Annotated in this window: 10 protein-coding genes and 1 tRNA gene; 2 read left to right on the top strand and 9 right to left on the bottom strand. The window is 65.5% G+C overall.

The genetic code is table 11. From position 1 onward, the window contains the following. Positions 1 to 642 precede the first annotated feature (642 nt). Together BLS42_RS13680 and BLS42_RS13675 are read right to left on the bottom strand one after the other, a co-directional pair. Positions 643 to 1,248, bottom strand: coding sequence for a DNA-3-methyladenine glycosylase I (locus tag BLS42_RS13680; protein ID WP_090582050.1), 606 nt, complete (start codon positions 1,246 to 1,248; stop codon positions 643 to 645). Between the two features lie 105 nt (positions 1,249 to 1,353). After that, positions 1,354 to 1,608: a cell division protein CrgA gene (locus BLS42_RS13675; RefSeq protein WP_090582048.1), complete on the bottom strand. Its 255-nt coding sequence runs from the start codon at positions 1,606 to 1,608 to the stop codon at positions 1,354 to 1,356. A 381-nt stretch (positions 1,609 to 1,989) separates the two neighbouring features. Between BLS42_RS13675 and BLS42_RS13670 the strand changes: the two genes are divergently transcribed. Further along, positions 1,990 to 2,631 (top strand): anthranilate synthase component II, encoded by a 642-nt coding sequence (locus BLS42_RS13670; protein WP_028278232.1) that lies wholly within the window; start codon positions 1,990 to 1,992, stop codon positions 2,629 to 2,631. A gap of 89 nt (positions 2,632 to 2,720) precedes the next feature. Here BLS42_RS13670 and pknB read toward each other — a convergent pair whose 3' ends face one another. Genes pknB through BLS42_RS13635 form a run of 7 tightly spaced genes read right to left on the bottom strand, consistent with a single transcriptional unit; the run spans position 2,721 to position 12,510 of the window. Then, the gene (gene pknB, locus BLS42_RS13665; RefSeq protein WP_090582046.1) at positions 2,721 to 4,703 is read right to left on the bottom strand and encodes a Stk1 family PASTA domain-containing Ser/Thr kinase; all 1,983 of its coding nucleotides are present in this window, start codon (positions 4,701 to 4,703) and stop codon (positions 2,721 to 2,723) included. A gap of 6 nt (positions 4,704 to 4,709) precedes the next feature. Further along, positions 4,710 to 6,569: a protein kinase domain-containing protein gene (locus BLS42_RS13660; protein ID WP_090582044.1), complete on the bottom strand. Its 1,860-nt coding sequence runs from the start codon at positions 6,567 to 6,569 to the stop codon at positions 4,710 to 4,712. Further along, on the bottom strand, positions 6,566 to 8,023 hold the full coding sequence (locus tag BLS42_RS13655) for a peptidoglycan D,D-transpeptidase FtsI family protein (RefSeq protein ID WP_090582042.1): 1,458 nt from the start codon (positions 8,021 to 8,023) through the stop codon (positions 6,566 to 6,568). Before BLS42_RS13655 ends, BLS42_RS13660 begins: the two co-directional genes overlap by 4 nt. After that, positions 8,020 to 9,465, bottom strand: a complete 1,446-nt coding sequence (locus tag BLS42_RS13650; RefSeq protein ID WP_090582039.1) for an FtsW/RodA/SpoVE family cell cycle protein — start codon at positions 9,463 to 9,465, stop codon at positions 8,020 to 8,022. Before BLS42_RS13650 ends, BLS42_RS13655 begins: the two co-directional genes overlap by 4 nt. After that, a complete protein-coding gene (locus tag BLS42_RS13645) occupies positions 9,462 to 11,279 on the bottom strand; it encodes a PP2C family protein-serine/threonine phosphatase (RefSeq protein WP_090582037.1) in 1,818 nt (605 codons plus the stop codon). The genes BLS42_RS13650 and BLS42_RS13645 overlap by 4 nt, the downstream gene beginning before the upstream one ends. A 2-nt stretch (positions 11,280 to 11,281) precedes the next feature. Further along, positions 11,282 to 11,764 (bottom strand): FHA domain-containing protein FhaB/FipA, encoded by a 483-nt coding sequence (locus BLS42_RS13640; protein WP_090582035.1) that lies wholly within the window; start codon positions 11,762 to 11,764, stop codon positions 11,282 to 11,284. Next, the gene (locus tag BLS42_RS13635) at positions 11,761 to 12,510 is read right to left on the bottom strand and encodes an FhaA domain-containing protein (RefSeq protein ID WP_090582033.1); all 750 of its coding nucleotides are present in this window, start codon (positions 12,508 to 12,510) and stop codon (positions 11,761 to 11,763) included. The genes BLS42_RS13640 and BLS42_RS13635 overlap by 4 nt, the downstream gene beginning before the upstream one ends. A 384-nt stretch (positions 12,511 to 12,894) precedes the next feature. Between BLS42_RS13635 and BLS42_RS13630 the strand changes: the two genes are divergently transcribed. After that, positions 12,895 to 12,977: transfer RNA gene (locus BLS42_RS13630), tRNA-Leu, on the top strand. The last annotated feature ends 184 nt before the right edge of the window (positions 12,978 to 13,161 follow it).

The following is a 13,161-nucleotide window of genomic DNA, read 5'->3' as shown; positions in this document are numbered from 1 at the left end:
CTCTCCCGCCGTCGCTCTCCATGCCGTCTTTCCGCACCACCTTTCTCCACTCCGTCTTCTTCAGCACCGTCCCTCCGCGCCTCTCAGGATGGGTGGCGCCACTGCCGCCCGGCACGGAGCCCAGACCACGGGACAGCCTCTGTGTGTTTCAACAGGGTTATTCACAGTGTTAATAACTTGATGATCTGAGTATCCGCGGGAAATAGCCCGGCTCATGGCCCCACAGCGGGGGTAGGGGCTCCGAGGCGCAGTCTCTTATCCCCAGCTGTGGATAACTTGTGGGTAGTGGAGTGTTATTAAGTGGATAACTACCATGGCGCATTTCGTGTCCGGCCCGGCGACTCAGTTCGGTGCCAGGCCGGGCCCAAAGGACCCTGCAGCGCCAACTGCGGCCTGATGACCGGCCTGTCGTACTTGTCCGTCGTACTTGTCCACAGGCAATCCACACTGTTAATAACTTACAAGCCTGTAATTCACGTCCGGCCGGGAATCCTATCGTCGGCTTTGTGCCCGGCTGTGGCCTCTAAACTGATCCGAAACGCGCAAGGGCCCGGAAACTTATGAACAGTGTGGATAAGTTTCCCCAGACTTGTGCACAGCTGTGGATAAGCGTGCGTCGGGACGCCGCCACAACCCGGCTGGTCACTGCGGCCAGACGCCAGAGGTTCCGCGCCGGTGGCTGTCCAGCAGATGGGTGTCCACCATTCCGATAGCCTCCATGAGCGCGAACATCGTGGTGGGCCCGACGAAGGCGAAGCCCTTCTTCCGCAGCGCCTTTGAGAGCGCGATGGACTCGGCCGAGGTGGTGGGGACCTGGTCGATGGAGCTGGGCCGGGGTGTGGCCGCCGGCTGGAACCCCCACACGAAGTCAACCAAGCCGCCGTCGTCCCTCAACGCCAGAGTAGCCCGGGCATTGGTGATGGTTGCCTGGATCTTCAGCCGGTTCCGGACGATCCCGGCATCGAGCAGGAGCCGCTCCACATCGGCGTCTGTGAAGAGGGCCACGAGTTCCGGGTCGAAGTCCTTGAATGCCGTGCGGAAAGCGGGCCGCTTGCGCAGAATCGTCGCCCAAGACAGCCCCGCCTGGAAACCCTCGAGGCTGATTCGCTCGTATAGGCCCTGCTCATCCCGGACCGGCATGCCCCACTCGGTGTCGTAGTACTCGCGCAGCATGGGATCAGTGGATGCCCACGCCGGCCGCGCCAGTCCGTCGCCGCCAATGGTTGAGCCGTCTACTGCCGGGGTCATCTGGATCCCTTCGCTGGGCCGGGAGGTTAGTGTCGGGGTTTAACGACGGCGGGCCGGCACACTGTGTGTACCGGCCCGTCAGGGATTTGCGCCACGGGGCCTGGTTCAGGAACGCCAGCGCGTGGTCATCAGGAAGCCGATGATCGCGATTCCGAATCCGGCGACGATGTTCAACGACCCCCATGACTGAACCGGGAAGGCGCCTTCGGTGATGTAGAACGTGATGATCCACAGCAGGCCAATGATCATCAGGCCAAACATGACGGGCTTGAACCAGACCGGATTGGGCTTGTAGGCCTCCGCAGCAGAAGTCTGCGGGGCCACACGGGCAGTCCTTTTACGCGGCTTCGACTCGGGCACTGATCCTCCTTGGCGGGCTGGAACAAGAGCGGCAACGTGGCTTGATATCCTGCAGGAAGTGAGCACCCGCCGGCCAACGCGCTCTTGGTCAAGCTTGAATTCTTTATCGGAGCCAATTCTAACTGTAGTTTCGGCCACACCGTGGCAGCCGGCCTCCGCAGGGCCGTCGGCTGAAATTGCCCAGGCGGCCCGCGCGGCCACGGAAGGCTGACGGATGTATGGCTGGCTTTTCCGCCGCCTTCCCGGTCCCTTGTGGCTCAGGATTGCGACTGCGCTGGTGCTGGCGGCCGGAGCACTGGTATTGATGGTTCAGTTCCTTTTTCCCTGGCTGGCGCAATTCACCCAGTTAACAGATTCAACGATTGGTTCAGCAAAGCACCCATGAGTACAACCAAGATCCTGGTCGTAGACAACTACGACAGCTTTGTCTACACCCTGGTCGGCTATCTCCAGGAACTCGGGGCCGAGACCACCGTGGTCCGCAACGACGACGTCACGCTCGCCGAGGCGATCGAAATGGCCGAGGCACGGGACGGTGTCCTCATCTCTCCCGGACCGGGGAATCCCGCCGGGGCCGGCGTCTGTATTGAGCTGATCAAATGGTGCGGCAGCCATGACAAGCCCATGCTGGGTGTGTGTCTGGGCCACCAGGCGCTGGCGGAGGCCTACGGCGGAACGGTGACCCACGCTCCCGAACTGATGCACGGCAAGACCTCCCTCGTCGAACACCACGGAACCAGCGTGTTTGCCGGGCTGCCCTCCCCGCTCACGGCCACCCGCTACCATTCGCTGGCCGCTGTCCGCGAGAGCATTCCGGAGGTCCTGGAGATCACCGCCGAAACGGGCACCGGTGTTGTGATGGGCCTGCAGCACCGCACCGCCCCGCTGTGCGGTGTCCAGTTCCACCCGGAATCTGTCCTGACCGAAGGCGGCTACCAGATGTTGGGCAACTGGCTCGAGTCGCTGGGCATGGCTGGCGCCGCTGAACGGGCGGCGGACCTGAGCCCGCTCATCAAGCACTGACCCGGCAGGCGCTGTACCCGACGGCACTGCACGCGCACTGACCCTGCCGGCGCGCCCGTAGCCGGCACTTCCGCGCCGCCCAGAGCGGATTAGGGGAACAGTCCTTCCAGGACCGCGTCCTCCTTGGACACGGTCTTGGTGGGTGTCGGCGTGGGTGTCGGCGTTGGGGTCGGCGAGGGAGGCGGCGCTGGTGCCTTCGCCACGGTCACGGTGATGGTCTTACGCTGTTCCACGAGCGAATCCGCGGCATCGGCCTGGCCTGTCACCTTTCCGGGAGCCACCTGGGAATTCTCCACTTCGGTGGCCTTGAGCAGCAGGCCCTGCTCCTTCAATTTCGCCTCCGCCTCCGCCAGCGGCAGCCCGATCAGCTGCGGCACAGCAACTTTCCCGGTGGAGACCACGATTTCGACGGGGTCCGCGACGGCTACAACCTGGCCCGGGGCCGGTTTGGTGGTGATGACAATGCCGACCGGGACCGTGGGGTTGTTGGACATCTTGGTGGTGAGGGAACCGGTCAGTCCCGTTTGGTGCAGGAGATCGCGGGCCGCAGCCTCCGTCCGGCCGGGCAGGTCCGTCGGGATGGTGATCGCACTGGGGCCTTCGGAAATGTTGAGGATGATGTCCGAGTTGGCGACCATGGAACTTCCCGACGTCGGCACGGTGCCAATGGCGGTGCCCTTGGGGATGTTCGGGTGCTGCAACCGTTGCAGCTGTGGCTTGAACCCGGCGTTGTACAGCCTTTGCAGGGCCTCTGATTCCGTTAGGGACGTCACCGTGGGAACCAGGACCTTGGTTGCCTGGGGCGGGGCCTGATTCATGAGGTTGTACAGCCACAGGCCGCCCCCGGCCAATACCAGCAGCGTGAGGACCACCAGCGTCGCGATCCAGGTGCGGCGGCGCGACTTCTGGCGCGGCGTGTGCTCGCGTTCGACCGGCAGCGCCAGGGGCAGGCTGCCGTCGTCCGACGTGCCATAGAGTTCGGTGCCTGCGGGCGGCAGTAACTGCTCGTCGTCGGGCGTTTCTTCTGGGGGCCGCAGCCTGCCGCCGGGGGAATCGTCGAGGAACTTGGCCCCGGTCAGCGAGAACGCTGCCGTGGGCGCCAAGGGGTCATGCCGGGGAACGGCGTTGGTGGGGTCCGTGGGGGCCTCGCTGGCGGCCGGTGCTGTCACCGGAACGCCGCTGCGTGCGGCCCGCAGGGCGCGGCGGAAGGCGGCCGCGTCCTGGAAACGGTCCGCGCGATTCTTTTGCAGTGCCTTCATCAACACGCTGTCCAGCGCCGCGGAGACGTCGGGGTTGAGGCTGCTGGCGGGCTCGGGGATCTCACGAACGTGCTGGTAGGCCACGGAGACGGGGCTGTCGCCGATGAACGGCGGCCGGCCGGTCAGCATCTCATACAGGAGGCATCCTGCGGAGTAGAGATCGCTCCGTGCGTCGACGGTTTCGCCCCGGGCCTGTTCTGGGGACAGGTACTGGGCCGTGCCCACGACGGCCTGCGTCTGCGTCATGGTGGCCGACGAGTCCGCCATGGCGCGGGCGATCCCGAAGTCCATGACCTTGACGCTGTTCGAATCCGGGCAAAACATCACGTTGGCGGGCTTGATGTCGCGGTGCACGATTCCGGCCTTGTGACTGTAATCGAGCGCGGACAGCACGCCCAGCGTGAAGTCGATCGCGTGATCGATGGTGACATCCTTGGCCCTCACCATGTCGCGGATCGTCTTGCCGGAGACGAACTCCATCACGATGTAGGGCACCCGGACGCTGTCGTGGTGGTCACCGGGGACCGCGTGGTCCCCGGTGTCGAAGACAGCGACAATCGAAGGGTGGTTGAGTGCCGCGACAGCCTGGGCCTCGCGCTTGAACCGGGCCTGGAACTGGGGATCCCTGGCCAGGTCGGGGCGAAGCAGCTTGACGGCCACAGTACGTCCCAGCCGGGTATCGACGCCGCGGAATACGTCCGCCATGCCGCCACGGCCGATCAGCTCACCCAGCTCATAGCGCCCGCTGAGGACGCGCTGCGTGTTCGCCGGGCGTTCCTCCCTGTGCGACGGAGTGCGGGGTGCATTGCTCATGATTGTTTAGGGTCCGGACTTGGTAGGGGAAGGTGTTGTGGCGGTGGCCGCGGGCGTGGCTTCGGCGAGGTGGTAGGTCACGACGCTGCCGGCGGCCACCTTGGACCCGGAAGGAGGCTGGGAGCTCACGAAAGTGCCCGGATCTTCCTTCTTGTCCGTGGGACTGACGTCGGCTCCCTTGGCCCACCGCAGCCCGGCGTTCTGGATGGCCTGCTGGACCTCAGTCTCGCTTGCGCCGGCCTTGATGGACGGGACGGACACCATTTCGGGTCCCTTGGAGTAGCTGACCGTGATGGTGTCTCCGGGCTGGACCTGGCCGGACGGGTTGATGTCGACGACGGTGCCCGGCGTCGCGTCGTTGACAACCTCGGCGCCGGTGACTTTCAGACCCATGTTGCCTAGTTCGCTGCGGACCTCGTTGTACGGTCGCCCCAAGTAGGCATCCGGGATCAGGTTGATGGCTGCCGGAGTGGACTGCGTGGGCGTCGCTGAGCTGGGCGTGGGCGTGGGGGTCTGGGAGGGGGACGCGGACGACGCCGAGGGCTTGGCGCTGCTCGGCTTCGCGGCACTGGACGTGGCACTGCTGCTGGCCGGACCCGAGGGAAAGAGGTTGCCGGCCTGGCTTAGGACCAGACCGACCAGGGCGAATACCACCAGCAGGATCAGCGCAATCAGCGGCCAGGTCCAAGGGCTGCGCCCGCGGCGCTTGGGCTCCTCGTCCGGCTCCTCCTCCGACTCGTCGTAGTCTGCCTCTTCCTCTTCCTGCACCCAGCTTCGTTCCGCCGCCAGGGCATCGGCGCGGTTGAGCGCGTTGCCGGCGCCGTAGCCGCTGGCTGCGGCAGCTCCGGCCGCCAGGCCGGCCGCCGCGCCGGCACCGGCGGCGCCAACGACGGGCAGCGCGGAAGTTGCGGACGTCGATTTGTCCTCAGCGGCGCTGGAGCCAATAACGCTGGTGGCCGCTGTGGGGACGTCGACGGGGGCCGTGATGGGTCCGGTGGCTGCCTCGAACAGCAGCATGCCCGGCACAGCTGCGTGTGCGGCGGCGATATCACCGTTGCGGATGGCCTCGGCTGCCTCGGACAGCTTGATGGCGTCGGCCGGGCGGTTCTTCGGATCTTTGGCCAGCATGGACATCAACAGGGCCCGTACCGGACGGGGCAGCGTGTCCGGCAGCGGCGGCGGCGCGTCGTTGACCTGGGCCAGGGCGATGGCGATCTGGGATTCCCCGGAGAACGGCCGGTGGCCCGTGAGGCACTCGTAGCCGATCACGCCAAGGGAGTAGATGTCCGAGGCTCCGGTGGCAGTCTGCCCCGTGGCCTGCTCCGGTGCCAAGTATTGGGCGGTGCCCATCACCTGGCCGGTCTGGGTCAGTGGAACCTGGTCGGCGAGGCGCGCGATGCCAAAGTCGGTGACCTTTACGCGGCCGTCCGGGGTGATGAGCAGGTTCCCCGGCTTGATGTCGCGGTGCACGAGGCCCTGCGCGTGGGCGACGGCCAGAGCACGCGCCGTCTGCGCCATCATCGAAAGGGTGCGGTCAGGCGAAAGCACCTGCTCATGCTCGATGATGCTGCTCAGCGGCTGGCCCGGAACCAGTTCCATGACGAGGTAGGCCGAACCCTCTTCCTCGCCGTAATCGAAGACGTTGGCGATGCCCACGTGGTTCAGGAGGGCGGTATGGCGTGCCTCGGCGCGGAAGCGCTGAAGGAATCCGGGATCACCCGTGTATTCCTCCTTGAGCACCTTGATGGCGACAATGCGGCCAAGGACCAGGTCTTTGGCTTTCCACACTTCTCCCATGCCGCCGATCGCAATGCGCGTGGTCAGCTGGAATCTGCCGCCGAGGGTGATTCCCGAAGTAGGCCTCACTTATTCAACACCGCCTCAAAAATCTTCTTCGCGTTCGGACTGGTTAGGTTTGCGCCAGTGGTGATGTCTACGTTTTCCATGACAATCGTGACAGCCACTTGCGGGTCATTTGCCGGGGCAAACCCGGTAAACCATGAGTTGTTCAGGCCGTTGCCGAGTTCCGCGGTGCCGGTCTTGCCAGCCACCGGGACACCGGGCACGGCCGCTCGGTAGGCGATGCCGTCGTCGACGACGCTGACCATCCACTCGTTGATCTGCCGCGCGATCTCCGGAGTCGTTGCCGTGCGCAGGGCCTGGGGCTTCGGCTCGTTGATCGCCCGCAGGTCAGGGGCGCGTACGGCCTTGATCAGGTTCGGCTGCATCTGCACTCCGTCGTTGGCAATCGCCGCCGTCATGGTGTTGATCTGCAGCGGTGTGGCCCGGACGTCCCGCTGGCCGATCGAGGACTGCGCCAGCCCGGCGTCGTCCAGCGGTTCGCTCGGGAAGAAACTCGGCGCGCTGTCCAGCTTCAACTGGTCGCCGAAGTCCTGCCCGAAGCCGAACTTCTCCGCCTGGTCCGCGATGGCCTTCTGGTTCAGGTCCAGGGCGATGCTGGCGAACGGTGTGTTGCAGGACTGCTGTAGCGCAAACGCGAACGACGCCGTGGTGCGGGTATAGCAGTTGCCACCCGCGTAGTTGGGGAGCTTGTAGTCGATGCCGGGGAACGGCATCTCCGCCGGGTTGGGCAGCACGCTGTCCTTGTTGTATTTCCCCGAGTTCAGGGCCGCGGCCGTGTCAATGAGCTTGAAGACCGAACCTGGTGCCAGCAACGCCCCGGTGGGGCCGCTGACATTTTGGTTGAGGTTGATGCCCGGGATCTGGTTCAACTCGTTGAAATTGGCCTGTTCGGCAGCCGCGTCCTGGGTGGCAATCAGGTTGGGGTCATAGGACGGTTTGGACACCATGGCCAGGACCGCGCCGGTCTTCGGGTTGGTGACCACGATGGAACCGCGCTGGCCGTCCGGGATGAGGTCGTAGGCCAGCTTCTGGATCTTGGGGTCCAGGGTCAGCTCCACGGACGCCCCCTTGGGCTGGTTGCCGAGGAACAACTGGCCCACCCGGTCCAGGAACTGCTGGTCCGAGCTGCCGGCCAGCTCATCGTTCATCGATTTCTCGAGTCCGGTAAGGCCGTAGTTCTTGGAGAAGTACCCCGTGATGCCCGCGTAGAGCTCCGGCTGGGAGTAGGTCCGCTGGAATTTGCAGCTCTCCGTGGCAGGCACGGACTCTGCCACCGGGGCGCCGCCGACAATGATCGCGCCGCGGTCGTTGCAGTAATTCTGCAAGATGGCCCGCCTGTTCCAGGCGTTGGCTTTGAGGTCGTCGGCACCAACCACCTGCACATAGCTGAGCGCACCGAAGACCAACACGAACATGGCGATCGCGGCAATCCATGAATTTCGGATGGCCTGGTTCACAGCTGTTTCACCGCCTCGGTGGGTGCGTCGGGACTGTTTCGGGGGTCCGGTGCCGGTTGGGACGGCATCGCGGGGAGTTTCCGGCCCGCGCCCGGCTCCTGGCCAGGCGGCAGCGGAGTCGTGTCCACCGGACCGCGCGCCGAGTGCGAAATCATCAGCAGCAAGCCCACAATGATCCAGTTCGCCAAGAGGGAGGACCCGCCGGCCGCGAGGAACGGCGTCGTAAGTCCGGTCAGCGGGATGAGCCGCGTGACGCCGCCGATCACCACAAAGCATTGCAGCGCGATCGCGAACGAGAGCCCGGTGGCGAGCAGCTTGCCGAACGCGTCGCGGGTGCCCAGCGCGGCGCGGAAGCCTCGGGTGAACAGCAGCAGGTACATCAGGACGATCGCGAAGACACCGATCAGGCCAAGTTCCTCACCAAAGGAGGCGATGATCATGTCACTGTTGGCGAAGGGGACCAGGTTGGGGCGGCCCTGGCCGAGTCCGGTGCCGACCAGGCCGCCGTTGGCCATGCCAAACAGCCCTTCTACGATTTGGAGGCTGCCGCCGAACTGCCGGCCATAGACCTCATCGGTGAAGGCGTTGAGCCAGCCGTCGATCCGCAGGGCCACGTGCGAGAACACGCGGGCTGCGACGAAGCCGCCCACGACAATCAAGACGAGGCCGATGATTACCCAGCTGATGCGGCTCGTGGCGACGTAGATCATGACCAGGAACAGGCCGAAGAACAGGATCGAGGATCCGAGGTCGCGCTGGAAGACCAGCACGCCGATGCTCACGAGCCAGGCGGTGATCATAGGGCCCATGTCCTTGAACCGCGGGAACTGCACCGGGCCGATCTTGCGGCCGGCCAGCAGGATCAGGTCCCGGTTCGAGGACAGATATCCGGCAAAGAAGATGGCCAGCGTGATCTTGGCGATTTCACCCGGCTGGAAGGTCATGGAGCCGATCTTGATCCAGACGCTCGCACCTAGGACTTCTCCGGCCGAGATGCCGGGAACCAGCGGCAGGATGAGGAGCACGGCGCTGATGGCCAGGGAAATATAGGTGAAGCGGCGCAAGATCCGGTGGTCCTTGAGGAACCAAATGACCGCGATCGCGACCCCCATGGCCACCAGGGTCCAGCGCAGCTGGTTGTTGCCGGTGTCTTCGCCCACCCTGTCCAGCCGGTGGATCATGGCCAGGCCCAGCCCGTTGAGTGCCACTACGAGCGGAAGTATTACTGGGTCGGCATATTTTGCGCGGATCCGCAGCACCACGTGAAAGGCGAGGGCGGCTGCTGCCAGGAGGCTGGATTGGAACCAGAAGTCGGTATCGAAAGCTTTTTGCCGGTCCACGCCCACGAGGGCCTGGGCGCCAATCCCGACAACGAGGGCAAGGACCAGGAGGACGAGCTCCACGTTACGTCGTGGCCTGGGCACGGGGTCGATGGGTGTCATTTGGCCCCCTCGCAATTCGTTGTCGGGGTGGGGGATGGTGACGGCTTGACGGACCCAGGGGAAGCCGTGGCACTTGGCTTGGCCGTGGCGCCCGCCTTGGCCGTGGAACTCGGCTTGGCTGTTGAGCCGGGCTTAGCCGCTGCGCTGGGGGAGGGCGTGGCGCCGGCGGCCGTCGCTGTGGGGGACGGGGTGAGGCATTCATCGGCCGGGGCAGTGGTACCGGTGCGTTCCAGATTCTTAACGATCCGCTGCGCGTCGTAGAGATCGCGGGCGGGCACTGTCTGACGCACCCGCTGCTGCGAAAATTCGGGAAGGTCGGACATCTTGATATCGGTCACCGCTTCAAGGGTGGAAAGCTGGATGGGCCCGAGACGCTGCGAGACGCCGTTGAAGATGGCCACATGCTGATCTTGCTCGCCGATGTAGTAGCGCGTCTGGGTCCAGGCGTAGCCAAGCCAAAGTCCGACGGTCAGCAGCGCGACGATCGCTGCGGCAATGGATACCGTGAGCCACCGGCGCGGCCGTCCGGTGGGCCTGAAGTCGTCGGCGCCCTCGCGGACCTGTTCCGACTTGTGCGTAAGGACCGTAGCCGCGCGCCGGGCCACGGTGCGTCCGGCGATGGACGGAATGGACCCTGATTCCGCTGCTGCGGCGGCGGCCCCGACGAGTTCGTGGGGGCGCATCGAGAGTTCTTCACGCAGGACTTCGGCCGAGAGGTGTTCGCCCAGATGCGGGTCTGTGGTGGTCTCGGGTTCCTTGCTCCCGGCAGCCGTCTGCGCGGCAGCGGCCGGCGTGCCGTCGACCGGGGACGCAGGGGCGGGGTCGGCGGGCGGCGGGCCCGATGCATCCCCGGCCACGGCCCGGGCAGCGGGCCCGGCGTCGCTCTGGGAGTCGTCCTTCGCCGCGGACTCACCGGCGGACTTTGCGGCGCCAAACGTGTTGCCGGCCAGCGGTCCGGCTGCCGCAGCGGGCGCCGAAGACCCAGCGGCCGGCGCGGGTACGACGTCGACGGCGGCGGTCCGGACGTCATCGCGAGTCGGCTCGCCGATGTCGAGCACCACCACCGTCACGTTGTCCGGGGCGCCGGCCTCCAGCGTCAGTTCAATCAGCAGTTCGGCGCATTCGTCCAGGTCTTTCGTCTCCCGAACCGTGCGCTCCACGACGTGGCCGGCCACGTAATTCAAGCCGTCCGAGCACAGCAGCCAGCGTTCCCCGGCCTGGACAGCCAGGGTGTCGAGATCCAGCTCCGGGCTGGCATCGACGTCCCCCAGCACGCGCATGAGGACGTTTTTGTGCGGATGCGTTTCGGCCTCTTCCGGGCGCAGGCGGCCCTCGTCGATGAGCCGCTGGACAAACGTGTGGTCGATGCTGACCTGTTCGAACTCGCCGTCGCGCAGGCGGTAGGCCCGTGAGTCGCCAATGTGGGCGAAGTGGAGCTTGCCCTCGGCCAGGAGCAGGGCCGTGACCGTGGTGCCCATCCCGGCCAGCTTGGGATTGATGTGGACCAACTCGGACAGCAGGGAGTTGGCCGTCTGGATTTCGTCGGCGAGGACAGTGCCGGCGTCGCCGTCGTAGTCATCATGATCCAGGTGGATCATGTCCAGGACGGTCGCGGCGGAGGCGACGTCGCCGCCGGCATGGCCGCCCATGCCGTCGGCAACGACGGCGAGGTGCCGGCCCACATAGGCGGAGTCGTCATTCTTGGCGCGTATGCGGCCGACGTCTGAACGCGCGGCGTAGCGCATGATGAGCGGCCGCTTCGGGGCATTTGAATTGCCTTCGGCCCTGTCTGCGGGGCGATCCGGGGCAGCCATAGCTATGGCCTCAATTCAATGACCGTCTTGCCGATTCTCACGGGGACGCCCAGCTCCACCGGGAGGGCCCGGGTCAGCTGCTGGTCTGCCAGATACGTGCCATTAGTGGAGCCGAGGTCCTCGATGAACCAGCGGCTGCCCTGCGGGAACAGCCGGGCGTGGCGGCCCGAGGCGTAGTCGTCCTCCAGAACGAGGGTGGCTTCCTGTGCCCGGCCAAGGAGGATCGGGCTCGCTGCGAGGGGGATGGTGGTGCCCTTGAGCGGTCCCTCGGTCACGAACAGCTGGCGGGCCTGCTGTTTGACGGGGGCGGGCGGCGGTTCGGCGAGTGAGGGATTCTTGCGCACCTGGCGGGCGGTTGGGGCCCCGGCGGCCGCCTTGCGGCCGATCATCAGGTCGCGGCGCATGGCAGAGACAATGCTGAAGATCAGCACCCACAGGAGGATAAGGAACCCGAAACGCAGGGCCGTGATGGTCAGTTCGCTCATGCGCGGCCGCCTGTGTTGGCGGGCAGAAGGCGGAAGATGATTTTGGTCCGTCCCATCATGATCGTGGCGCCGTCAGCAAGTTCCGCACTGCCCACGATCTTTTGGCCGTTGACGTAGCTGCCGTTCGTGGAGCCGAGATCGATCGCCTGGGCCGTACCGGGCCCAGTCCGGATTTCCAGGTGGCGGCGCGAAACGCCGGTGTCGTCAATGAGGATGTCTGCTTCCGAGGACCGTCCAAGGACGATCGACGGCGCGTTCAGCGAGTAGCGCTGACCGTCGATGTCCAGTACGGGCTGAAGCTGTGCCGGCTGGCGTGTCGGAGCCGCCGGTAGGTTGCCGTGACCTCCCGGCTGTGCGGGAACGGTCGGGGCGGAGGCTTTTTCGGTCCGCGAGGTGATGTCGAAATTCCCGGCGCGGTGCTCTTCATCGCGGCGGAAACTGATCCGGACCGGGCCCTGGAGGGTGTAGCCCTGGCTGCGGACATGGTTGATGACGACGTCGCACAGCTCCTCCGCAAGCGGTGTGCCCCATTCCTGGGCGCGCTGGAAGTCGTCGCTGCTAAGGAGGACGTCAAAAACGTTGGGGGCCAGGGTGCGTCCCGCGGCGATCGTGATGGCCTTGTTGTCAACCTCGGTGCGGAGCCGGCTCGCGATCTCGACAGGCTCAACCTGGGCGCGAGAACCGGTGGAGAAGACTCCGCGGACGGCCTTTTCGATGCCGCGCTCGACTTTGTCCAGCAATCCCATGGTCCTTCTCCTTTCCTGTTGGCTGCAGGGCAGCGTTCGTTCCGGAACTCGGTTTCCAACTTTTGCGAGCCCGCTGTCAGCGGACACTCCTACATCAGATACTACTGGGAGTGTCTGGGAATGCCCTCAACGGACGCCACAGGGCCGACGTCGAAATGAGCGCCGATCGCGCCCTGACGTGCGCGGACATCGCCATCGCGGCTGCCCCGGCTGGCCCCGACATGACCCCCGGCGACCGGGTATGCCTGGCCGGGAAGACACCGCAGGCCGGGAGGCCTCCGGCTCGATTGGTGTTTTCCCGCAATTGTCCGTTATGCTTGATCTCGCTGCTTTTACGAGGTTGGCGGTCCGGGAAACCGGCCCTATCCGAGTGGAAGAAGTTGCGCGCGAGTGGCGGAACGGCAGACGCGCTGGCTTCAGGTGCCAGTGTCCGAAAGGGCGTGGGGGTTCAAATCCCCCCTCGCGCACGCAATCGAAAGAACCCCGGTCTTCGGACCGGGGTTCTTTTTTGCCTTCACCCACGCGGTCCGGGGGCACTTTGACACGGACACGTCGCCAACAGCGGACCCAAGTGCCGAAATCGTGTCCAAAGCCGCCCCGGAGGGGAACAGCCCGCGCCGGCGCACACCCGAGCGACGCGCCCCGCAATCC

This window comes from Arthrobacter sp. ov407 (assembly GCF_900102895.1).
Lineage (GTDB): Bacteria > Actinomycetota > Actinomycetes > Actinomycetales > Micrococcaceae > Arthrobacter.
The sequence above is the reverse complement of the archived record's forward strand: the minus strand, read 5'-3'. Positions and strand labels throughout refer to the sequence as shown.

What these genes read in the sequence shown, in the direction of transcription:
- BLS42_RS13645 (WP_090582037.1), bottom strand. Translation starts at nt 11,279, where the DNA reads ATGGCTGCCCCGGATCGCCCCGCAGACAGGGCCGAAGGCAATTCAAAT.
- BLS42_RS13670 (WP_028278232.1), top strand. Translation starts at nt 1,990, where the DNA reads ATGAGTACAACCAAGATCCTGGTCGTAGACAACTACGACAGCTTTGTC.
- BLS42_RS13640 (WP_090582035.1), bottom strand. Translation starts at nt 11,764, where the DNA reads ATGAGCGAACTGACCATCACGGCCCTGCGTTTCGGGTTCCTTATCCTC.
- pknB (WP_090582046.1), bottom strand. Translation starts at nt 4,703, where the DNA reads ATGAGCAATGCACCCCGCACTCCGTCGCACAGGGAGGAACGCCCGGCG.
- BLS42_RS13650 (WP_090582039.1), bottom strand. Translation starts at nt 9,465, where the DNA reads ATGACACCCATCGACCCCGTGCCCAGGCCACGACGTAACGTGGAGCTC.
- BLS42_RS13635 (WP_090582033.1), bottom strand. Translation starts at nt 12,510, where the DNA reads ATGGGATTGCTGGACAAAGTCGAGCGCGGCATCGAAAAGGCCGTCCGC.
- BLS42_RS13680 (WP_090582050.1), bottom strand. Translation starts at nt 1,248, where the DNA reads ATGACCCCGGCAGTAGACGGCTCAACCATTGGCGGCGACGGACTGGCG.